The sequence below is a fragment of the Patescibacteria group bacterium genome (assembly GCA_034520665.1).
Taxonomy (GTDB): Bacteria; Patescibacteriota; Patescibacteriia; order JAXHNJ01; family JAXHNJ01; genus JAXHNJ01.
Genome location: JAXHNJ010000001.1, coordinates 72383 through 93756, shown reverse-complemented (window position 1 = coordinate 93756; position 21374 = coordinate 72383). Strand labels below are relative to the sequence as shown.

At 33.8% G+C, this 21374-nt stretch carries 32 protein-coding genes and 1 pseudogene; all 33 read right to left on the bottom strand.

Annotated elements, in window-relative coordinates; genetic code table 11:
- Nucleotides 1-358 precede the first annotated feature (358 nt).
- A complete protein-coding gene (gene rplU, locus U5L76_00500) occupies nucleotides 359-667 on the bottom strand; it encodes a 50S ribosomal protein L21 (GenBank protein MDZ7798079.1) in 309 nt (102 codons plus the stop codon).
- 44 nt (nucleotides 668-711) lie between these two features.
- Nucleotides 712-1215 (bottom strand): DUF192 domain-containing protein, encoded by a 504-nt coding sequence (locus tag U5L76_00495; GenBank protein ID MDZ7798078.1) that lies wholly within the window; start codon nucleotides 1213-1215, stop codon nucleotides 712-714.
- A gap of 29 nt (nucleotides 1216-1244) precedes the next feature.
- Nucleotides 1245-2336: an MraY family glycosyltransferase gene (locus tag U5L76_00490; GenBank protein MDZ7798077.1), complete on the bottom strand. Its 1092-nt coding sequence runs from the start codon at nucleotides 2334-2336 to the stop codon at nucleotides 1245-1247.
- Between the two features lies 1 nt (nucleotide 2337).
- Nucleotides 2338-2757 carry a Holliday junction resolvase RuvX gene (gene ruvX / locus U5L76_00485; protein MDZ7798076.1) on the bottom strand — a complete coding sequence of 140 codons (420 nt, stop codon included), beginning with the start codon at nucleotides 2755-2757 and terminating at the stop codon, nucleotides 2338-2340.
- A gap of 3 nt (nucleotides 2758-2760) precedes the next feature.
- Entirely contained in the window at nucleotides 2761-3507 is a 747-nt protein-coding gene (gene map, locus U5L76_00480) for a type I methionyl aminopeptidase (GenBank protein ID MDZ7798075.1), read from the bottom strand.
- 2 nt (nucleotides 3508-3509) lie between these two features.
- A complete protein-coding gene (locus U5L76_00475; protein ID MDZ7798074.1) occupies nucleotides 3510-4163 on the bottom strand; it encodes a nucleoside monophosphate kinase in 654 nt (217 codons plus the stop codon).
- A 114-nt stretch (nucleotides 4164-4277) separates the two neighbouring features.
- On the bottom strand, nucleotides 4278-5549 hold the full coding sequence (gene secY, locus U5L76_00470) for a preprotein translocase subunit SecY (protein MDZ7798073.1): 1272 nt from the start codon (nucleotides 5547-5549) through the stop codon (nucleotides 4278-4280).
- 8 nt (nucleotides 5550-5557) lie between these two features.
- Nucleotides 5558-6001 carry a 50S ribosomal protein L15 gene (gene rplO, locus U5L76_00465; protein ID MDZ7798072.1) on the bottom strand — a complete coding sequence of 148 codons (444 nt, stop codon included), beginning with the start codon at nucleotides 5999-6001 and terminating at the stop codon, nucleotides 5558-5560.
- Complete coding sequence (rpsE, locus tag U5L76_00460; GenBank protein ID MDZ7798071.1) at nucleotides 6001-6558, bottom strand: 30S ribosomal protein S5; 558 nt, start codon at nucleotides 6556-6558, stop codon at nucleotides 6001-6003. The genes rplO and rpsE overlap by 1 nt, the downstream gene beginning before the upstream one ends.
- Nucleotides 6559-6567: 9 nt before the next feature.
- On the bottom strand, nucleotides 6568-6954 hold the full coding sequence (gene rplR, locus U5L76_00455; protein MDZ7798070.1) for a 50S ribosomal protein L18: 387 nt from the start codon (nucleotides 6952-6954) through the stop codon (nucleotides 6568-6570).
- Between the two features lie 20 nt (nucleotides 6955-6974).
- Nucleotides 6975-7529: a 50S ribosomal protein L6 gene (gene rplF / locus U5L76_00450; protein MDZ7798069.1), complete on the bottom strand. Its 555-nt coding sequence runs from the start codon at nucleotides 7527-7529 to the stop codon at nucleotides 6975-6977.
- A gap of 8 nt (nucleotides 7530-7537) precedes the next feature.
- Nucleotides 7538-7927, bottom strand: a complete 390-nt coding sequence (gene rpsH, locus U5L76_00445) for a 30S ribosomal protein S8 (protein ID MDZ7798068.1) — start codon at nucleotides 7925-7927, stop codon at nucleotides 7538-7540.
- A 48-nt stretch (nucleotides 7928-7975) separates the two neighbouring features.
- On the bottom strand, nucleotides 7976-8161 hold the full coding sequence (locus U5L76_00440; protein MDZ7798067.1) for a type Z 30S ribosomal protein S14: 186 nt from the start codon (nucleotides 8159-8161) through the stop codon (nucleotides 7976-7978).
- Nucleotides 8162-8180: 19 nt separating this feature from the next.
- Nucleotides 8181-8744 carry a 50S ribosomal protein L5 gene (rplE, locus tag U5L76_00435; GenBank protein MDZ7798066.1) on the bottom strand — a complete coding sequence of 188 codons (564 nt, stop codon included), beginning with the start codon at nucleotides 8742-8744 and terminating at the stop codon, nucleotides 8181-8183.
- Nucleotides 8744-9049, bottom strand: coding sequence for a 50S ribosomal protein L24 (gene rplX / locus U5L76_00430; GenBank protein MDZ7798065.1), 306 nt, complete (start codon nucleotides 9047-9049; stop codon nucleotides 8744-8746). The genes rplE and rplX overlap by 1 nt, the downstream gene beginning before the upstream one ends.
- A gap of 17 nt (nucleotides 9050-9066) precedes the next feature.
- Nucleotides 9067-9438: a 50S ribosomal protein L14 gene (gene rplN / locus U5L76_00425; GenBank protein MDZ7798064.1), complete on the bottom strand. Its 372-nt coding sequence runs from the start codon at nucleotides 9436-9438 to the stop codon at nucleotides 9067-9069.
- Between the two features lie 3 nt (nucleotides 9439-9441).
- Entirely contained in the window at nucleotides 9442-9693 is a 252-nt protein-coding gene (rpsQ, locus tag U5L76_00420) for a 30S ribosomal protein S17 (GenBank protein MDZ7798063.1), read from the bottom strand.
- Nucleotides 9680-9913 carry a 50S ribosomal protein L29 gene (gene rpmC / locus U5L76_00415; protein MDZ7798062.1) on the bottom strand — a complete coding sequence of 78 codons (234 nt, stop codon included), beginning with the start codon at nucleotides 9911-9913 and terminating at the stop codon, nucleotides 9680-9682. Before rpmC ends, rpsQ begins: the two co-directional genes overlap by 14 nt.
- Before the next feature lie 3 nt (nucleotides 9914-9916).
- Entirely contained in the window at nucleotides 9917-10324 is a 408-nt protein-coding gene (gene rplP, locus U5L76_00410) for a 50S ribosomal protein L16 (GenBank protein MDZ7798061.1), read from the bottom strand.
- Nucleotides 10324-10992 carry a 30S ribosomal protein S3 gene (gene rpsC, locus U5L76_00405; GenBank protein ID MDZ7798060.1) on the bottom strand — a complete coding sequence of 223 codons (669 nt, stop codon included), beginning with the start codon at nucleotides 10990-10992 and terminating at the stop codon, nucleotides 10324-10326. Before rpsC ends, rplP begins: the two co-directional genes overlap by 1 nt.
- A 71-nt stretch (nucleotides 10993-11063) precedes the next feature.
- Nucleotides 11064-11393: pseudogene (gene rplV, locus U5L76_00400) on the bottom strand (50S ribosomal protein L22).
- Between the two features lie 8 nt (nucleotides 11394-11401).
- On the bottom strand, nucleotides 11402-11755 hold the full coding sequence (rpsS, locus tag U5L76_00395; protein ID MDZ7798059.1) for a 30S ribosomal protein S19: 354 nt from the start codon (nucleotides 11753-11755) through the stop codon (nucleotides 11402-11404).
- 3 nt (nucleotides 11756-11758) lie between these two features.
- Nucleotides 11759-12592, bottom strand: coding sequence for a 50S ribosomal protein L2 (rplB, locus tag U5L76_00390; GenBank protein MDZ7798058.1), 834 nt, complete (start codon nucleotides 12590-12592; stop codon nucleotides 11759-11761).
- A 3-nt stretch (nucleotides 12593-12595) separates the two neighbouring features.
- The gene (gene rplW, locus U5L76_00385) at nucleotides 12596-13096 is read right to left on the bottom strand and encodes a 50S ribosomal protein L23 (protein ID MDZ7798057.1); all 501 of its coding nucleotides are present in this window, start codon (nucleotides 13094-13096) and stop codon (nucleotides 12596-12598) included.
- A gap of 3 nt (nucleotides 13097-13099) precedes the next feature.
- Nucleotides 13100-13729, bottom strand: coding sequence for a 50S ribosomal protein L4 (gene rplD / locus U5L76_00380; GenBank protein ID MDZ7798056.1), 630 nt, complete (start codon nucleotides 13727-13729; stop codon nucleotides 13100-13102).
- A 2-nt stretch (nucleotides 13730-13731) separates the two neighbouring features.
- Nucleotides 13732-14532: a 50S ribosomal protein L3 gene (gene rplC / locus U5L76_00375; GenBank protein ID MDZ7798055.1), complete on the bottom strand. Its 801-nt coding sequence runs from the start codon at nucleotides 14530-14532 to the stop codon at nucleotides 13732-13734.
- A 169-nt stretch (nucleotides 14533-14701) separates the two neighbouring features.
- Entirely contained in the window at nucleotides 14702-15043 is a 342-nt protein-coding gene (rpsJ, locus tag U5L76_00370; protein ID MDZ7798054.1) for a 30S ribosomal protein S10, read from the bottom strand.
- Between the two features lie 32 nt (nucleotides 15044-15075).
- The gene (tuf, locus tag U5L76_00365; protein ID MDZ7798053.1) at nucleotides 15076-16263 is read right to left on the bottom strand and encodes an elongation factor Tu; all 1188 of its coding nucleotides are present in this window, start codon (nucleotides 16261-16263) and stop codon (nucleotides 15076-15078) included.
- Nucleotides 16264-16500: 237 nt separating this feature from the next.
- Nucleotides 16501-17817, bottom strand: coding sequence for a hypothetical protein (locus U5L76_00360; protein ID MDZ7798052.1), 1317 nt, complete (start codon nucleotides 17815-17817; stop codon nucleotides 16501-16503).
- A gap of 6 nt (nucleotides 17818-17823) precedes the next feature.
- The gene (fusA, locus tag U5L76_00355; GenBank protein MDZ7798051.1) at nucleotides 17824-19908 is read right to left on the bottom strand and encodes an elongation factor G; all 2085 of its coding nucleotides are present in this window, start codon (nucleotides 19906-19908) and stop codon (nucleotides 17824-17826) included.
- 150 nt (nucleotides 19909-20058) lie between these two features.
- Nucleotides 20059-20292, bottom strand: a complete 234-nt coding sequence (locus U5L76_00350) for a hypothetical protein (protein ID MDZ7798050.1) — start codon at nucleotides 20290-20292, stop codon at nucleotides 20059-20061.
- 28 nt (nucleotides 20293-20320) lie between these two features.
- The gene (gene rpsG / locus U5L76_00345) at nucleotides 20321-20791 is read right to left on the bottom strand and encodes a 30S ribosomal protein S7 (protein MDZ7798049.1); all 471 of its coding nucleotides are present in this window, start codon (nucleotides 20789-20791) and stop codon (nucleotides 20321-20323) included.
- Nucleotides 20788-21210: a 30S ribosomal protein S12 gene (gene rpsL / locus U5L76_00340; GenBank protein MDZ7798048.1), complete on the bottom strand. Its 423-nt coding sequence runs from the start codon at nucleotides 21208-21210 to the stop codon at nucleotides 20788-20790. Before rpsL ends, rpsG begins: the two co-directional genes overlap by 4 nt.
- Nucleotides 21211-21374: the final 164 nt, after the last annotated feature.

The following is a 21374-nucleotide window of genomic DNA, read 5'->3' as shown; positions in this document are numbered from 1 at the left end:
AAGTCAAAATTTTTGCTTTAACCTTGAATATTAAAATTAAAATAACCAAGAAGCACAGATTAGAAAAACCGACGTTATTTATTCGGTCAAATCCCATAGAAGGAAACACTTTTTTCCACCCGTCGCGTAAGCGGAAATTTATCTCCGCAAAAGGGGTTATTAAACATAAATTAATGCTAGTTTTTATGAAAACAATTAAAAGAAACCTCTGAAAATATAATCAAAAGGAATAAAGAAGGGAGTTAAAAAGATTTTTATTTTAAATTATTATGGCCCCCATTTATAAATTTGGGTGCTTTTTTATTACAAAAAAAGATGCTTTGAATCAAAAAACATCTTTTTTATTTATAGATAACTTTTAATTAATCGATAATATCTCAACTTCAGTAAAAAATTGGCGATGTCCGATTTTTTTTCGATAACGGATCTTATTTTTATACTTAATAACATCAATCTTTTTGGCTTTGCCGTTCTTTAAAACTTTAGCTTTGACTTTGCTTGATTTTACTTTTGGCTGTCCAAGATTAATTTTTTTATTGTCGCCGGTAAGTAAAACATCGGAAAAAGTTACTTCAGCTCCTTCTTTCTTATTCAATTTTTCTACCCGGATCTTATCACCTTTTTTTACTTTATATTGCTTACCTCCGGTTTTAATAATGGCTAACATAATATTTTAAAAACATTAATTTATTAATTTACATAATACATTAATTACGGTAAAACGTCAAGCCCCCATAAATTTTTAGAAAAATTTACTTTATCCCCTACTTTTATATTATATTTTTGGCTAACTCCCCCCTTTAGTTCAAGAATTTTATCCACTGGCTGAGGCGGTATATATTTTTTATAATCCTTATCAGTTTCTATTGGCACATTTTTTTCAAGACCAATAATCTTATCGTCTTTTATCCAGATTATATCCAAAGGAAATTTAACATCCTTCATCCAAAAGGAATATAAATCTTCTTTATTATTTAGAAAAATCATACCTCGTTTTTCTTTGAGGTCATCCCTTTTGGAAAGACCTTTTCTTTTTTCTGAAGAAGAGCGAGCTATTTCTACCTCAAATTTACTGTTATTTATTTCTATGGTAGTAGTTTGGCCCAGTAGTTTTTTATAATAAAAAGTGATATCCTGGCTTAAATCTTCGCTGGCTATAGACCAGAATAAAACTCCAAAAAAAATAGCTACTATTATTAATATACTTATTTTCATATAATATTATTATTTTATATACGCCTAAGTTAGGAAAATCTTCTTTTTCTATAAACAAATACCAAAACCAAGCCTAAAATAAGCATAAAAAAAACCAAAACTACTAGACTTATTAACTTAGAAAAGCCTCTAAAAAATAAAGTGGTAGAACCAAAAACAAGGGTTAAAAAATAAAGAAAGATAACCGCTCCCTGATGAGAAAAACCAACATCTAAAAGTCTAAAATGTAAATGCTTTTTATCAGCTGAGAAAATTTTACCTTTTTTAAAAAGCAGCCGCCTTATAATAACCCAGATAACATCTAAAATAGGTAGGCCCATAATTAATAAGGCTGTAGCTATTTTACCGCCGGAAATAATAGCTAAAATTCCTAACATAAATCCACAAAATAAACTACCTCCCTCGCCTAAAAATACTTTAGCTGGATGCCAATTGAAAATAAGAAAACCGAGAGCACTGCCAGCCAATATGGCACAGATCATGGCCGTGCCCGGCTGGGAAACATCTTTACTTAAACTAAGGATAAAAATAATAACCGAACCAATAACTGTTACCCCTGACAAAAGCCCGTCCAAGCCATCTAAAAATTTGGTGGTATACATCATACCTAAAAGCCAGACAAAAGAAAAAATATCAGCTAGCAGTGTAAATTGATAAACTGTCTGGCCTATTTTTATAAAATCGACATTAATAGTGTCTAACCATAAAAAACCCCCTAAAGGGTTAGAAATATAGGTAACACCAATACCCGAGGCAATAACCACTAAAATAGCTAAAATAGGCCAAATTATTTGATATTTAGCTTTAAGCGAGTATTTATCGTCCAAATAACCGCCTAGCATTATCAGGCCAGAAGCCGCTAATAACCCCCAAATATACTTAGGCTGAATATTCTCAGTGATAATTAAATTTTTAAAAAATAAAATAGTTAGAAAAAAAGAGAAAAAAATAGCCAAACCACCAAGAAGTGGGATTGGTTTTTTTTGAACTTTTCTTTCGGGAGCCTCTTGGGGTCTGTCAATAATTTTCTTGCCTTTAGCTATTTTTTTTATAAAATAAGTGAAAATTACAGAAAAAATAAAAGCTAATAAAAAAGAAAAAATGTAATTATAATAATTCATATTATTTTAAGCTTTGACGATCAATATAATCCTGTAGAATTATTCGGGCTGATTGTTCATTAATTTTATTTTTAGAAACTTTTTGGCTTACTTTTTTATTCTGAAAAAGATTATGACTCAAACGAGAAGTCATTCTTTCGTCTTGAAACTGGCAAGGTATATTTAATTTATTTTCTAAATTTTTTTTAAATTTCTTTACTTCTTCAGTCCATTCACTGGCCTGTCCTTTCATATTTAAAGGCAAACCAATAATAATTTTTTTTATTTCTTCTTCAATACAATATTTTTGTAATTCATCGAAAATATTAATTTTAGATTTGTTCTCTAGGGTCTCCCGGGCAAAAGAAAATTTTTCTTCTTCATCCGAGACTGCCAGGCCAATTCTTTTTTTACCATAATCAATACCAAGAAGTTTAGACATAGGTTATTTTGTTAATAGTGAGTAACCATTTTTAGTAACAGCCACTGTGTCTTCAAAATGAGCCGATAATAAGCCATCTTTTGTGCGGGCTGTCCATCCATCCTCATCAATACTCACTTCATAATTTCCAGCTGTTAGCATCGGCTCAATAGCCAGAACCATACCCTCTTCCAAAATAGGACCGGTGGCTTTTTCTCCATAATTAGGAATTTTTGGCTCTTCATGCACTTTTTTACCCACTCCATGGCCGACTAAACTTCTAACTACCCCAAAGCCATTTGACTCAGCATAATCTTGAATAGCAAAAGAAATGTCCCCAATCTGATTTCCGGCTCTAATTTGTCTTAGTCCCAGCTCTAAAGCTTTTTTGGTCGTATTAACTAATCTTTTGGCTTTTTTTGAAGTTCGGCCAATATTAATAGTACGGGACATATCAGTATAAAGACCTTTGTATTGCATTCCAGCATCAATACTAAAAATATCACCCTCTTTTAAAATTTTATCCTCGGAGGGTATACCATGAACTACTTCATCATTAAGAGAGGCACAAATAGCAGCCGGAAAACCCTGATAGCCTTTAAAAGAAGGCTGACCGCCTTTTTCATGCATTAATTTATCAGCTATTTTATCCAATTCTAAAGTGGAAATTCCAGGTTTTGATTTTTTAACTAAAGTATTTATCACTTCTGCTAAAATTTTTCCGCCCTCTCTTATTATTTCGATTTCTTTAGTTGTTTTTATAATAACCATTTTTATTCTATTATTTTTTTTAATTTATTTATAATTTCTTTAAAAACATTATTAATTGTTTGTTCACCATTAATTTTAAGATAAAGACCCTTTTGGCGGTAATAATCAAATACCGGCTCTGTTCTTTGGTGATAAATTTTTAATCTTTTTTTAATGGCTTGCTCTTTATCATCTTCTCTGACTATAAGCTCAGCCCCGCAATAATCACAAATATTTTCTTCTTTTGGCGGTTTATACTTGATATGAAAAGTAGCTCCGCAAACTGGACAAACTCGACGTCCGGAAAGACGGTGAATTCCTTCTTTATCTGAAATATATATTTCCATAACCAAATCAATAATTACTACCTTTTCTAGCATTTTGGCCTGATTAATATTTCTGGGAAAACCGTTTAAAATAAAACCTTTTTGGGCCTTTTTTTTGGCCAGTCTTTTTTTTAATAACTCCAAAGCAATTTTATCAGGCACTAATTGGCCCTTATTAATTAAATCAGCTACTTTTTTACCTATTTTAGTTTTATTCTTTAACTCCTGTCGAAAAATATCTCCCATACCAAAAAAAGGGATCTTTAATTCCTTTGAAAGCTTTTCTGACTGAGTATCTTTACCTGAACCCTGAGGCCCTAGCACGATTATTTTTTTTACTTTCTTCTTCATAGCTTTATTATAACAATATTTATAAATTTAAAAAAGCGGAGATTAGGCCCGCTTTATGCCTTATTTTTTTCTCATATACATTTAATAATCACTCCTCAAAAATTGATTTTCAAACTAAAAACCTTCATAATCACGCATAACCAGCTGGGACTCTATTTGTTTAACTGTTTGTATAACCACCGAAACAATAATCAAAAGACTGGTGCCGCCAATAGTTAAAGTGCTAATATTAGTAGCTGATTGTAAAATAGTCGGTAAAACAGCAATAACACCGAGGAAAAGAGCGCCACCTAAAATAATGCGATTAGAAACATAATTTAAAAATTCGGCTGTATTACGACCAGGTCTGATACCGGGTATAAAACCCCCTTGTTTCTGTAAATTGTCAGCTATCTGATCAGGATGAAAAACTACCGTGGTATAAAAATAAGTAAAAGCTACAACAAAAGTAAAATATAAAACGCCATAAACTAGTCCCCCTTTAAAATTAATAACTACCCATTCAGCAATAGTAGCCACCCAGTAATTACCGCTTTCAACAAAAAACTGAGCTATCAAAGGTGGTATCAAAACAAAAGAAAGAGCAAAAATAATAGGAATAACTCCGGCCTGGTTAACTCGTAAAGGCAGATGCGTATTAACTCCACCATACATTTTATTGCCTCGGATACGTCGGGCATAGGAAACCGGAATGTTTCTCTGACCCTGAGTAATATAAACCACCCCAGCAATAGTAACTAAACCAATAAAGACTAAGACCATCAGATTAATAACATTGGCCGCTGTAAAAGTAACAATGGTCTGGCTTATTTGCTGAGGAAAACGAGCAATAATACCGGCAAAAATTAATAGGGAAATACCATTGCCAATTTTCTTTTCGGAAATAAGCTCACCTAACCACATCAAAAACAAACTGCCAGCGGTAATAGTAACAATAGCTACTACTAAATTAAATCCATCCAAACCGGTAATTATGCCCTGTCCTTGCTGTTTAAGAATATGAATAGTGGCATAAGACTGGACAATAGCTAGGGGCACCGTTAACATTCTCTGCCATTGATTAATTTTTTGCCGACCTGATTCTTCTTTTTGCAACTCGGCCAAACGAGGCACAATAACGGTCAAAAGCTGAAAAATAATAGATGAAGTAATATAAGGAGCAATACCGAGCATAACTACAGAAAAGTTACTCATGGCTCCGCCAGAGAAAAGATTAGCCAGACCCAAAAGCTGATTTGACTCAAAAAATGATTTCAAACCTTCAATATCTACTCCCGGAATAGGAATATGAGCCGCGAGTCTGAATATTAAAAGAATGAATAAAACATATAATATTTTATTTCTTATTTCTTTAACCCGCCAAATTTGCGATAATTTTTCCAGCATATATTATATTATTTTATTTCTTCCGCTTGACCGCCTGCCTTAACTATAGCTTCTTTAGCCGATTTAGAAAAGGCTTTGGCCTTAACAATCAATTTTTTATTTATTTTACCCTGACCAAGAACTTTTAAACCTCGTGGGGAATAATTAACCAAATCCATTTTTAGTAATTTCTTTTGATTGATTATTTCTCCATCATCAAAATGCTTATCTAAATCACCAATATTAATAACTGACATTTTTGGATAAAAACTTTTAAATCCTCTCTTTTTAGGTATTCTTTTTAAGGTTTGTCTTAAACCAAGCCAACGAAGACCTTTTTGCCCACCTGATCTTGATTTCTGTCCCTTTTGTCCACGCCCGGAATAAGTACCACGGCCAGAGGAATCGCCGCGACCCTTTCTTCTTTTTTTCTTTTTATTGGGATTTTTTAAATTATCTAAAGTAATTTCCATTATTTTTTAATCCTATCTTTATCATTTTTTTCTGGAGACTCTTTTTTAGATTCCTTTTCTTTTTTCTTGGTATTTTTTTCTTTTCTGGGTTCTTTTAATTCTTTTAAAGCCTTTATTAAGGCTTTAACGTTGTTAATCTTATTTTTTGAACCGATCATTTTTGCTACAATATTTTTAATACCAGTTAATTCTAAAGCAGCCCTAACAGCTCCGCCAGCAATAATACCAGTACCCTTAGGAGCTGGTTTTATTAAAACCTTAGCTGATTTATATTTTACCCGCATTTCATGAGGAATAGTCTCGTCAATAGTTTTTACTTTTATCATTTCTTTCTTGGCCGCATTAACCGCCTTATTAATAGCCGTGGCTACATCAGCTCCTTTTTTTACGCCGAGACCGATTTTACCCTTCATATCACCAATAACCATGCAGGCGCGAAAACGCATTCTTCGGCCACCAGCCACTACGCGGGAAATACGAGCAATTTCAATAACATTTTGTTCATATTCTCGCTTTTTAAAATTTTTATCTCTATGCTTTTTAAATCTTTTTTTCATAATATTTATTTAAAAAATTAATCCGGCCTTCCGGGCCCCTTCAGCTAAAGATTTTACTTGGCCGTGGTATTTAAAACCGCCTCGATCAAATACCACATTTTTGATATTTTTTTTAAGAGCTTTTTGGCCAATTTTTTGTCCTACCAAAAAAGCTGCTTTCTGACCAGAATTTTCTTCCTTTTCTTTTTTTTCTTTAGAAATTTTAGCTTTGTCTGTATTCATATCGGAAACCGAAACTATTGTTTTATTTTTTTTATCATCAATAAGCTGAGCATAAATATGCTTATTACTTTTATAAACATTTAGTCTGGGCTTCTTAGCCGTGCCAAAAATTTTAGATCTTATTCTTATCTTTCTTTTTTTTCTTTTTAACTTTTTATCTTTAAGTTTTCTCATAAATTTGTTTTAAATTAAACTTAAGCCCCGTCTTCATCTCCTTTAGCGGCTTTACCAGCTTTACGGCGAATGACTTCATCGACATACTTAATACCTTTACCTTTGTAAGGCTCTGGTTTTCTAAATCTTCTAATTTCAGCCGCTACTTGTCCTACTTTTTGACGATCCGGGCCAGCTACAGTGACAATATTCTTATCCACCTTTATTTCAATATCTTCTGGAAAGTTATATTCAATAGAATGAGAATAACCCAAATTAAGAGTTAATTTATGATCGCTCACTTTTGCTTTATAACCAACACCATTGATTTCTAACTTTTTTTCAAAGCCTTCTTTCACACCCTGAACCATATTGTCTATTAAAGCTCTGAATAACCCCCAAAGTGCCCGGTCTTTTTTTTCCTGAGGATTTCTTACCTTAACTACAATCTCATCATCCTTAATATCTAAGGAAATATGTGAATGTATTTTTTGTTCAAGTTTACCCTTGGGACCTTTCACTTCTAAAGTATGCTCCTTTAAATTAATTTCTATTTCATCTCCAAATTTTATGGGTAATTTACCTATTCTAGACATAAATTTTATTAATAAATTTCACAAATTATTTCTCCGCCGACTTTTTCTTTTCTGGCTTTTTTATTAGTCATTAGACCTCTTGATGTAGAAATTATTGCTTCACCATAATTATTAAGTACAATCGGCAATTTATCCTTTGGTACATAAATACGACGTCCGGGTTTACTTACTCTCTTTATAGAAGTAATGGCCGGCTTTTTATCTTCATCATATTTTAATACTATTTTTATTTTATCAAATTTATCTTCTATTTTATTGGCACTTTCAATCCAGCCTCTTTCAGCTAAAATTTTTGCAATTTCAAATTTTATATTTGAATACGGAAAAATAATTTCTGACTTTTTAGCTAAAAGGCCATTTCTTATTCGTGATAACATATCAGCAATTGGATCAGTCATAGAATTTTTTATTAAGAATAAATTAATTAATTAGTATAAATATTTTATTTACCAAGATGATTTTTTAATACCCGGGATTTCATTTTTGTTAGCTAACTCCCGAAAACAAATACGGCAAAGACCAAATTTCCTCATATAACCCCTTTTACGACCGCAGCGCCAACAACGATTCACCTGGCGGGTAGAATATTTGGGTTTCTTTTTTGATCTTGCTATCACTGATTTTTTAGCCATATATAATATAAATTAATAATTATAAATTATTTTTATCTTTATCTTTCTTAAAAGGAAAGCCAAAGGCCGTAAGAAGAGCCAGCATTTCTTTATTATCTTCGGCATTACTAACAATTGTAACTTCTAATCCATGCATTCTTTCAATTTTTTCGCTGTTTATTTCGGGAAAAACAACATTCTCTATAAAACCAATGGTCAAACTTTTCCCGCCTGTTACTAGGTCTTTATCTAATCCGCGAAAATCACGGACACGAGGTAGGGTAATGTTAACCAACTTATCTATAAAATCATACATTCTTTTCCCGCGTAAGGTAACCTTAGCTCCAACTTTCATACCCTGTTTCACTTTAAAAGCTGAAATAGACTTTTTGGCTCGTGTGAATACTGGTTTTTGGCCAGTGATTTGCTCTAAACTTTTAGTGATGGCTTTAACAAATTTATCATCGTTCAAATTTTCTGCCGGTATACCAACATTCAAAACTACTTTTTTAATTTTTGGTACAGCCATTTTATTCTTATAGCTAAAAGTTTTCGCCATATAAGGAATAATTTTTTCTTGATATTTTTTATAAAGTCGATTCATTATATTTTCTCCTTACATTTTTTACAAATTCTAATTTTCTCATTTTTTAAAACCTTATAACCAGCTCGAGTTGGTTTTGAACATTTAGGACAAAGCAAGCTAACATTAGAAATATTAAGAGGAGCGGCGTATTCAACTTTTTGCCCTTTTTCTCCGGCTTTTTTCGGTCTAATATTTTTAACCATCATATTTATATTTTCAACCATAACCATATTTTCGTTTGGTAAAACTTGAATTACTTTACCTTTTTTGCCACGATCTTTACCGGTTAATATTTTAACTGTATCGCCTTTTTTTATTTTCATAATATTTAAAATAAAATTTATAATACTTCAGCTGCTAATGATATAATCTTATTAAAGCCTCTTTTTCTTAATTCTCTGGCTACTGGTCCGAAAATTCTAGTGCCTCGCGGCATTTTTGTTTTCGGATCGATAACCACAGCTGCGTTTTCATCAAATCTTAAATAAGAACCATCAGACCGGCGAGTTTCTTTTCTCATTCTAACAATGACTGCTTTGACAATTTCACCTTTTTTAATCATAGCATGCGGATCAGCTTTTTTAACTGTAGCTGTAATAATATCGCCTAAGCGAGCGTATCTTCTTTTAAAACCTCTGTGAAGACGTATACATTGGATTTTTCTAGCTCCGGTATTATCAGCCACTTTTAAAGATGTGTGTACTTGTATCATAGTTTATGAAATTTTATTAATTACCAGCCATCTTTTATCTTTTGAATATGGCTTTGATTCAATAATAACCACTTTGTCTCCTTCTTTATACTTATTTTCGGGATCGTGAACTTTATATTTTTTAGAAATAAAAAATATTTTTTTATAAAGCGGATGTTTTTTAGATCTTTCTACTTTAACCACAATAGTTTTGTCCATTTTATCGGAAACAACCACTCCTTTTAATTTTCTTTTCTTCTTATTATTTTGAGACATTTTTTTCTTTATTATTTGCTTTATTAGTTTGTACTTTACTTTTCTTCTTAAGCAGTGTCAATATTTGAGCGATACTTTTTTTTACTTTTCTTATTTCCCTAACATTTTTTATTTGTTTATTGGAAACTTTAAATCTTAAGTCTCTTAAATCTTCTCTATTATTTTTTAAAAGATTTTTTAATTCTTTAGATGATTTAGTTTTTAATTCTTTGAACTTCATATTCTATATTCTTTCTACAAATTTAGTTTTAACCGGCAGCTTGAAAGAAGCCCTTCTTAAAGCCTCTTTGGCTGTTTCTTTATCAATACCACCAAGCTCGAAAAGGACAGTACCCGGTTTAACCACAGCTACAAAATGATCTACTGCTCCTTTACCACCGCCCATGGGCACTTCTGAACTCTTGCCAGTCACTGGTTTGTCTGGAAAAACTCTTATCCATATTTTTCCGCCTTTTTGTAAAAAACGGGTAATGGACCGTCTAGCTGCTTCTACTTGTCTGGCCGTTATCCAAGATTTATCTAAAGATTTCAAGCCATACTGACCAAAAGAAATTTTATTACCCGAAGTAGCCCGGCCTTTTTGCCGGCCTTTTTGCCATTTTCTGTATTTTACTTTTTTCGGTATTAACATTATTTTTTCTGGTTATTATTTTTTTTATCATCTTCAAAAACTTCACCTTTATAAATCCAAACTCGTACTCCAATACTGCCATACGTAGTAGCCGCATTTCCTCTAGAATAATCAACATCAGCCCGGAGGGTATGAAGTGGAATCTGGCCTTTAGCTAATTTCTCAGTACGAGCAATTTCAGCGCCGTTTAATCGACCAGAGACTGTAATTTTTACCCCTTTAGCTCCAGCTTTCATTACATTATCCAGAGTTCTTTTCATAACCCTTCGAAAGGGTATTCTTTTTTCAATCTGCTCAATAACACTCTGGCAAACAATCTCTGCGTTTAGATTGGGCTGGGAAACTTCAGTAATATTTACTTTTAAACTGCCTTTAGGATTTTTTAAGACTTTATTTTTAACTTCTTTTTTCAGCTGATCAGCGCCCGCTCCACCACGGCCAATAACTAATCCTGGTTTTGAAGTATGAATATTTATGGTAATATTGTTGGCTGAACGTTCAATACCAATTTTAGCAACACTGGCTCCTTTTAATTTATTCCTTAAAAATTTTCTTATTTTAGTATCTTGTTTTAAATATTTACTATAATTCTTTCTGGAAAACCATTTTGATTTCCAACTCTGGGTTGTGCCTAGACGAAATATTTTTGGATTAACCTTTCTTCCCATTATTTTTTCCTTCCCTTATTTTTCTTATTATCATTTTTTTTATCAGATTTTTTTTCTTTTTTGCTCATTTTTTTCTCTGCCAGAATTAAGGTAACATGACTGGAGCGCTTTAATATTTGTGTAGCTCTTCCATAAGCCCGTGGGCGCCATCTTTTAAGCTTGGGGCCTTCATCAGCTGTGATTTTTTTTATATAAAGATTTTCTTTTTTTAAATCAAAATTGTTTTCAGCGTTGGCTATAGCTGATTCTAAAAGTTTTAGAAGTGGCTTAGCCGCTCTTTTTGAACTAAATTTAAGCTCATTTCTGGCTCTTTCAATATCTTTGCCCCTTATTAAATTAATAACCAGTCTCACTTTTCTTGGGGCTATTTTTAAATATCTTAATTTTGCTTTGGCTTCCATAATTTTTATTATTCTTCTTTAGGTTTTTTTGTTTCTTCTTCTCCAGCTGTCTTTTTGGCTTCCTGGCGAACTGTTTCAGCTTGGGCAATTTCTGCTTCTTTTTGCATACGTCCGCCATGTTTGACAAATTTACGAGTAGGAGAGAATTCACCCAATTTATGACCAACCATATTTTCAGTTACTCTGACCGGTACGTGCTCTTTCCCATTATGCACCCCAAAAGTATAGCCAACCATTTCCGGAGTAATAACCGAAGCACGTGACCAAGTTTTAATTACTGTTTTATCACCAACTCTAACCTTGCTCATTTTTTTAAGCAATTTTGGATTAATGTATGGGCCTTTTTTTAGACTTCTTGACATAAATTATTTCTTTCTTCTTTTTTTAATAATCATCCGATTGGATTTTTTATTTTTTTTCCGGGTAGTTTTACCCATAGCTGGTTTACCAGTTGGGGTTTTTGGATGTTTCATACCCACCGGAGTACTACCTTCGCCGCCACCATGAGGATGATCTGTTGGGTTCATAGCCTTACCACGTACTGTCGGTCGGATGCCCAGCCATCTTTTCTTGCCAGCTTTACCTAGTCTAACATTAATATGATCAGCATTAGAAACTTGTCCCAAAGTGGCTAATGACTTTTTATCAAATAATCTTATTTCTCCGGAAGGCATTTTTAACTGGGCATTTTTTCCTTCAACTCCCATCAAAGCAGCCCTCAAGCCGGCTGATCTTACTATTTTACCACCTTGCCCGGGATTCATTTCAATATTATAAATAAAAGAACCAGGTGGCATTTTCTCCAAAGGCATACGATTACCATTTTTTATTTCTATCTTATCTTTAGAAGAAAGTATTTTATCGCCAACTGACAGGCCAGTCGGAGACAGAACATAACTTTTCTTACCGTCTTCATATGCCAAAAGAGCAATAAAAGCACTGCGATTAGGATCATACTCAATACTTTTAACTTCAGCTGGCACATCAAAATTATGGCGCTTAAAATCTACTAAACGATAAAATCTTTTATGTCCGCCGCCTTTGTGCCTAACGGTAATTTTTCCTTTTGAACGACCAGCTTTCTTCTTGATAATCTTAAGCAAAGATTTCTCTGGTTTCTTTTTGGTTAATTCCTCATAAGTTAATGAGGATGATCGCCTTCGTCCGGGAGTAGTTGGTTTGTTTTTCTTAACTGCCATATATTAAGTATTTATATCAATTTTTTCTTCAGCTTTCAAGGTAATAACCGCCTTTTTCCAATTTTTAGTACGACCAGTTGATCGGCCATATCTAACCTGTTTGCCGCTCATGTTAATAATATTAACACTTATAGGTTTATAGCCGTATAAATCCTTAAAAGCTTTTTTTATTTGGATTTTATTTGAGACCTTGTTAACTTCAAAAACATATTTATTGGCCACACCTAATTCAGTACTTTTTTCTGAGACTATCGGCCTAATCAGTATTTTTGGGGCTGTACCACTTTCCGTTCTAGTCTTCTTTTTAGCTGTCTTTTTCTTTTTGGCTGTCTTTTTTTTGACTTCTGGAGCAGCGGTGCCAACCGCTTGAAAACGCTTTTTTTTGGCTTCCTCTTGCTTTTGCTTTGTTAATTTGGATTTCTTTTTTTTGTCACGTACACGCTTTTCCTCTTTGTGAGAAGCCTTGTCAGTTTTTGGTTTTTTAAATCTATCAAATAATCCCATGATTTATTTTAAATAAGTTTTATAGATAATAGCTAAAGATTCTTCGGGCATAAGTAAACTTTTATACTTTATAATATCATAAACATTAAGGGAATCGGCCCGAATACATCTATTTTCTTTTAAATTATTTGAAGCTCTGATTATATTTAAATTAGTATCAGGTAAAATTAATAAATAAGGTTTTTTAACTGGTACATTTTTGATTAATTCCAGGAACTTCTTGGTTTTTGGCTCATCAATATTTAAATTTTTAAAAAGTAAAACATTTTTATTTATGGCTTTATCTGATAGAGCCATAAATAAAGCTTTTCTTTTTACCTTTTTATTGACTTTCTTTTTAAAATTTCTGTCTTTGTCAGGCCCAAAAGTAACTCCGCCGCCTCGCCAAAGTGGTGATCTAATTGATCCGTGCCTAGCCCGGCCGGTGCCTTTTTGGCGCCAAGGCTTACGTCCGCCGCCCCGTTTTTGACTCCGTCCTTTGCTGTGAGCTATATTATACCGCTTATTAGCCATCTGAACTCTAATCACTTCCTGTATAAGAGAAACCTTTGGCTTGATACCAAAAATTTCTTCTTTTAAATCCACAGTTCCGGTTTTTTCACCTTTATTATTATAAATATTTGCTTTAAGCATAATTATTTTTCTTTCTTTTCCTTTGAATCTTTTTGAGGTTTTTCTTTGGTTTTTTCCTCTTTTTTATTTGTTGAAGCTTTAGTAGAAGTGGATTTATTTTCTGCTTTATTATCTTTCTTTTTATCATTTGTCTCTTCCTGGCCTTTATTAGCTTCAGTAGGTGAGTCGAAATCAGAGGCATTTTTTTCATTTTTATTTCCAGTAGCCACAATTTTAAGTATTTGGTGGCGCGGACCAGGCACGGCTCCTTTAACAAATATTTCGTTTGATTTTTTATTAACTTTAATAATTTCCAAATTTCTAACGGTTACCTGATCATGGCCCATACGACCGGGCATACGTGTGCCTTTAAAAACATGGGCTGGGCCAGTGGGGCCAATTGAACCAGGCATGCGCAGCTGATCCTTAGTACCGTGGGTAGCCGGCGCTCCTTTAAAACCATGCCTCTTGACTACTCCCTGGAAACCTTTACCTTTAGAAAATCCCATAATATTTACAATTTCTCCGGTTTCAAAAATTGAAGCATTGACTTCCTGACCTACCTTAAAATCTGAAGATTTATCCACTCTGAATTCTTTTAAAACCCCGTAAGAACCGATTTTGCCCAAGTGTCCTTTCTGGGGTTTTTTAATCTTTTTATTCTTGTCAAAAGCCAGCTGAACAGCTTCATAGCCTTCTTTTTCTTTAGTTTTAATCTGGCTAACAAAATTCGGATTAACTTTTATTCTGGTCGCGGCTATCATTCGGCCAGAATGGCCAAAAACAGAAGTCATTTCAATTTTTTTTCCGATGATAAATTTCATTTTTTTACTAAAAATTTTAAGAAAAAAACCGAGGTCGCAAGAATTAAACCTTTTAAACTCGGTTCTTTATTATCTCGCAAATTGTTATCTGAGGATTAAATCTCTGTCAATTAAATATCAGCTATTATCATCCTCAGAACCTATTCACTGCTATTATTAAATTTTAATTTTACATTTTTATTTCGACGTCCACGCCAGCCGGTAGATTTAAACTCATTAAAGAATCAACTGATTTAGGATCCGGTTCTAAAATATCAATTAAACGCTTATGTATGCGCATCTCATACTGATCTCTTGACTTTTTATGTACAAATGGTGATCTAATAACTGTATATTTACTTTTCTCGGTGGGCAGGGGCACTGGTCCTTTTACCTTCATGCCGCTTTTTTCAGCGGTATCAATTATTTTTTTTGTACATTGATCAATAATTTTATGATCATAAGCTCTAATTTTTATGCGAATTCTCTGCTGAACCTCTTCTTGATCATTTTTTTGTTTTGTTTTAGGCATGGAAAGATCGAAATATTATTTTTATCTTATAATTATTTACTAATTTTAGTTACCACTCCAGCACCAACAGTATGACCACCTTCACGAATAGCAAATCTCTGCTGTTCTTCTAAAGCAATCGGTTTATTAAGTTTAACTTTGAGGTTAACTGTGTCACCAGGCATAACCATTTCAGTTTTTTCGGGTAATTCTACAGAACCAGTTACATCAGTAGTTCTGATATAAAATTGAGGTTTATAGCCTTTGAAAAATGGCGTGTGGCGTCCACCTTCTTCTTTCTTTAAGATATAAACTTCACATTCAAAATCAGTATGCGGAGTAACACTGCCGGGTTTAGCAATAACCTGTCCACGCTCAACCTCTTCTTTTTTAGTGCCGCGCAATAAAATACCCGCATTATCACCAGCCTGGCCTTCATCTAAGGATTTATTGAACATCTCTATGCCAGTGACTACTGTTTTTTGGGTTTCACCCAGACCAACAATTTCAATTTCGTCATTAAGCTTAAGTTTCCCTCTTTCAATCCGACCAGTGACTACTGTACCTCTTCCTTCAATAGAGAAAATGTCTTCAATTGGCATAAGAAAGGGTTTTTCCACGTCTCTCTTGGGTTCAGGAATATTTTCATCCAGTGCTTTAAGCAGTTCCATAATAGATTTTTTAGATTCCTCATCACCTTCAAGAGCTTTTAGGGCTGAGCCTTTTATAATCGGGCATTTGTCCGGATCAAAATCATATTTTTTAAGAAGATCTTTAATTTCTTCTTCAACTAAATCAATTAATTCTTTATCTTCAACCTGATCGGTTTTATTTAAATAAACAACTATTGATTCCACTCCTACCTGGTTAGCTAACAAAATATGCTCTCTTGTTTGTGGCATCGGACCGTCAGCCGCGGAAACTACCAAAATAGCACCATCCATTTGAGCAGCTCCGGTAATCATATTTTTAACGTAATCAGCGTGTCCAGGACAGTCGATATGAGCATAATGTCTTTTTTCACTCTCATATTCTACATGACAAGTAGCAATAGTAATACCTCTTTCTTTTTCTTCAGGGGCATTATCAATTTCATCTACTGCCTTTTCTGAGACATTTAAGCCATTCTCTTTTAAAACTTTAAGCATAGCGGCGGTTAAAGTAGTTTTACCATGGTCAACATGACCAATAGTACCAACATTAAGATGGGGTTTTGATCTTTCAAATTTATCTGCCATAATTTTTATCCTTTCTTTTTTAAATTAAATTGAGATGATTGTTATTTTATTTATTTTACAATATTTTTTACAAAATAGCAATAACGATTATAGCAATAATATCAGTCTTTGGCAAGTTTTTAAATAAAGAAATTCTCATAAAAACAGTTCTGTCTTAATTTTTGCCTATAGCTAGCCAAAAATAGAAAATATTATTATTATTTTAAGCCATTATTATTAACTATTAATAAAGTATTCTAATTAGATTAAACCGATAAAAGTATAAAATTTATCTCCCATTTCATTCATACCCGTACCTTCATTTACTGATTCCTGTGAGTATAACTTATAATCCCCTCCCGTGTCAATGTTTAATGAATGAATTTCAACTGTTTGATCAATCTGTCCCGGCTCGTTTTCTTTAGTTTTGTAAAGACGATAAATAATTGTCTGGTTATCACTCATCCAGGTCACAAATTCCCCTTGATCCAGCAATTTGGTCATTTTTTTTGTTTCTAAATTATAGAGAGAAAGTCCTCGGTCATAATAAGCATTATTAAGTAGAATTAATTTATGGCCATCCGGGCTTAGTATTTTGCCACCACTACCTACCCGATCCGTATATTCATCAATATACAAATCCTTAAATTCTCCGGTTTCCAAATTTATTTTTTGTATTTGAGTACGAAAGACAGTTTCATCATCTTTTGATAATCTCGGACCCCGATTAACTAAAGCCAAATTTTGCCGGGGAAAAACACCCAATAAAACCAACAAATCCTTTTCCTCTTGATTTTCAATAGAAGAATAATATATTTCTTTTATTTGGTTATTCTCTAAATTAATTTCATATAAGCCATTTGGGTTTTGATAACTTAAATCCAAGCCATATTGAGAAGCAAAGATATAGAGTTTTTTTCCGTCTTGGGAAAAAGCACCGGGCACAAATTGACTATATTCAATCTCTTCGTGTTTAATTTCCTCAGGATTAAACTCTTCAACCACACCACTCTCTAAATCTTTAACTTTTATTAAATAATTAAAATCAAAACTAAGCTCATTTTCTAGATTAGCTTTTGACTGATTTTCCAGGTAAGCCACTTTTTTATGGTCATCTGAAACTACAAAATCAGTGCCAAAATCAATACCCGGTATAAAAACCTCCTTTAAAACTTCCCCTTTTAAATTAACTACCCGATTATCAGCCTGGCCAAATTCAGTTAAGATTAATATTTTATCTTCTAAATAGGGATAGCCAATTTCAAAAGTCAGATCATCAGCTGTATAAAAGTTATATTTTTTCTCTCCCTTACTGTTGGTAACATAATACCTGGTTTGGTAAACATTCTCATTACCTTTATTATCAATCACTTCTCTTTGAGCATAGACTATTTTTTCCTGACTCTCAATTTTACTCAGATCATCAACCTCTTCCGCTTTTAATTCTTTATAGCTGACTGTAAAAGACTCGGATTCTTCTTTTTTAGAATTAAACTGATAATAAAAAATACCCCCCGCTATGGCCAGAACCACAACTATTACGAAAGCCAAGGTAAGATATTTTTTATTTAATTTCATTTTAAATTATTCTTCTTTATTCTTGCTTTCTAAAATTTCATTTACTATATTTTGGGCTACTTTAGCGTAATGAGAAAATTCCATAGAATTTGAAGCCCGGCCCTGAGTCATGGAGCGCAATTCAGTGGTATAACCAAACATGGAAGCTAAGGGAACATTAGCCTTAACCAGTTTCATTTTGCCCCGATCAGTCATCTCTTTAATATTAGCCCTTTTAGCGTTCAAATCACCAATAACATCTCCCATAAATTTCTCTGGAGTGACAACTTCAATTCTCATGACTGGCTCTAGCAAGGTCGGTTTGGCTTTTTTAGCCGCTTCCTGCAAGGCCATAGAGCCGGCGATTTTAAAAGCCGCTTCTGAAGAGTCTACATCATGGTAAGAACCGTCAAGCAAAGTCAATTTTAAGTCAACTAGAGGATAACCGGCTAATATTCCGTTATCCACCGCTTCTTTAACTCCTTTTTCTACAGCCGGAATAAATTCTTTAGGAATATTACCGCCTTTTACTGCGTCCACAAATTCAAAGCCTTTGCCTCTTTCTTTAGGTTCAATTCTAACAATACAGTGGCCATACTGACCGCGTCCACCGGATTGTTTAATATATTTGCTTTCTGCTTCGGCTACTTTACTCACTGTTTCTTTATAAGCTACCTGAGGTTCGCCCACATTAGCTTCCACTTTAAACTCCCTTTTCATGCGGTCAACCAGAATATTTAAATGAAGCTCGCCCATGCCTGAAATTATGGTTTGATTAACTTCTTCGTCACTTCTTATTTTAAAAGTAGGATCTTCTTGAGCTAACTTGGATAAAGCCAGTCCCATTTTTTCCTGGTCGGCTTTTGTTTTTGGTTCAATAGCAATAGAAATAACCGGGTCAGGAAACTCAATTGACTCTAAAATTATAGGATGCTTTTCATCACATAAAGTATCACCGGTAGTCGTGTCTTTAAGACCGACTGCGCCGGCTATTTCACCAGAGTGAATTTCTTGCACTTCTTCCCGGGAATTAGCATGCATTCGAACAATACGACCAATTCTTTCTTTCTTGCCAGTTCTGGGATTTAAAGCGTATGAACCGGCTTTTAAAGTACCGGAATAAACCCGGAAAAAAGTCAAAGTCCCCACATAAGGGTCGTTAGCTACTTTAAAAGCAAGAGCCGCAAAAGGAGCTGTATCATCAGCTTTTCTTGTCTCTTCTTTTTCTTCATCATCCGGATGAAAGCCAGTCACTGACGGTACTTCCAGCGGTGAGGGTAAAAAGTCTACAATAGCGTCCATTAAAAACTGCACGCCTCTGTTTTTTAAAGCCGAACCGCAAAGAACCGGAAAAAGCTTATGATCAACCACGGCTTGTCTTAAAACTTTTTTAATTTCCTTTATATCTAATTCTTCGCCTTCTAAATATTTATTTAATAATTCATCATCCTGTTCAGCCACAGTTTCAATCATTTTTTTGCGATATTCATCAGCTTTTTCTTTCATGTCCTCTGGTATATCTTTATCTTCCCATTCCTTACCCATTTCATCTTTATAAACCCGGGCTTTCATTGCCAAAAGGTCAATCACTCCTTCAAATTTATCTTCAGCTCCAATCGGCAGTTGAATGGGAACGGCGTTTTTATTTAATCTTTCGTGAATAGTTTTTAAGTCATAGTAAAAATCTGCGCCAGTACGATCCATTTTATTAACAAAACAAAGCAGAGGGATTTTAAACTTTTCAGCCTGATGCCAGACTGTTTCTGACTGAGGTTCAACTCCGGCCACACCATCAAAAACTACCACGCCACCGTCCAAAACCCGTAAAGATCGCTGAACTTCAGCGGTAAAATCAATATGACCCGGAGTATCAATTATATTAATGCGATTATCTTTCCAAAAACAAGTGGTAGCGGCTGAAGTAATAGTAATACCTCTTTCTCTTTCCTGTTCCATCCAGTCCATTTCCGCTTCCCCTTCATGAACTTCGCCAATTTTGTGTTTGCGTCCGGTATAAAATAAAACGCGCTCGGTCACCGTAGTTTTACCAGCGTCGATGTGAGCTATTATTCCAATATTACGAGTTTTTTCTAGGGGATATTTACGTTCCATAGATTTAATTAACTCCTTTCTTGATTTTAGTCATCCTGAGCTCCGCCGAAGGGTGAGCAATAATACCAATATTACGAGTTTTTTCTAGGGGATATTTTCTGGGCATAAATTAAAAAATTATTAATATTTAGTTTAATTAAATAATATTACTTATTCTTGGCTCTTTTTTTCTTCTTCAAGAATATTTTTAGCTAACTCTGGCACTTCTTTAGCATCAAATTCTTCAATCTGAGCTACTACATCTTCTAGTTTTTCTATTAAAACTTTTCTTTCTTTGGGGAGATTTTGTGGATTAACCTCATTTTGATTAAAATTTTTGGCCAACATTTTGGCTGATTCTATTAATCCTTCTAATCTTATATTTTCTCTGGATTCGTTTCCCATATATTTTTTATAATTAATTATTTAAAAATTAACTGCGGCCAAAATGAGCAAAAGCGCGGTTTGATTCAGCCATGCGGTGTACTTCTTCTTTTTTAGACATAGCACTGCCTTCTTTTTTAGCCGCCAAAATCAATTCGCTAGCTAATTTTTCAGGCATTTGTTTGCCTTTTTTACTTTGAGCTGCTTTGATAATCCAGCGCATAGCTAAAGTCATACGACGATCGCCGCGAACTTCAATTGGAATCTGATAGTTAGCCCCGCCAATGCGTCTGGAAATAACTTCTAAGACTGGTGAGACATTTTTTAAAGCTTTTTCAAAAACTTCCAAAGGATCTGTCTTTTCTTTTTCTGAAATAATATCAAAAGTCTTATAAACTAAATTTTGAGCCAGGGATTTTTTACCCCGACGCATTATTTGGTTTATAAACTTAGCTACAATAACATTATTAAACTTAGGGTCAGGCTTGATGTCTCTTTTGGGAAATTGTTTGGCTCTCATGCTTTTTTCTCCTTTTTAGTGCCGTAGTGGCTGCGACTTTGCTGACGGCCTTCCACACCCGAGGTATCATATCTTCCCCTAACTACGTGATAGCGCACGCCTGGCAAGTCTTTAACTCGGCCGCCGCGTATCATCACAATGGAGTGTTCCTGTAGATTATGGCCTTCTCCCGGTATATAGGCCGTTACTTCCTGACCATTAGAAAGCCGGACTCTGGCAATTTTACGCAAGGCTGAGTTCGGTTTTTTGGGAGTTACTGTAGTTACCTTAGTACAAACGCCTCTTTTAAAAGGAGCTCCTTTTTTCAGTTCTTTTCTTTTTCTTTTGAGCACATTCAAAGTCGTCTGCAAAGCCGGCGTTTTTGATTTTTTCTTGGTGGATTTTCTTCCTTTTCTAATTAATTGATTGGTTGTGGGCATTTTATTTCTTTAATTCTAGCATAAATTGTTTTATTAAAAAATCCTCTTATTATAAAGCGAGGAATTCCTTGCTTAAAATATATCAAATCATATAATAGATGTCAAGTCAAGGCGGCTTTTAGCTAATTGCTTAGCGCTTGTCGATAATTAAACTATCCAACACC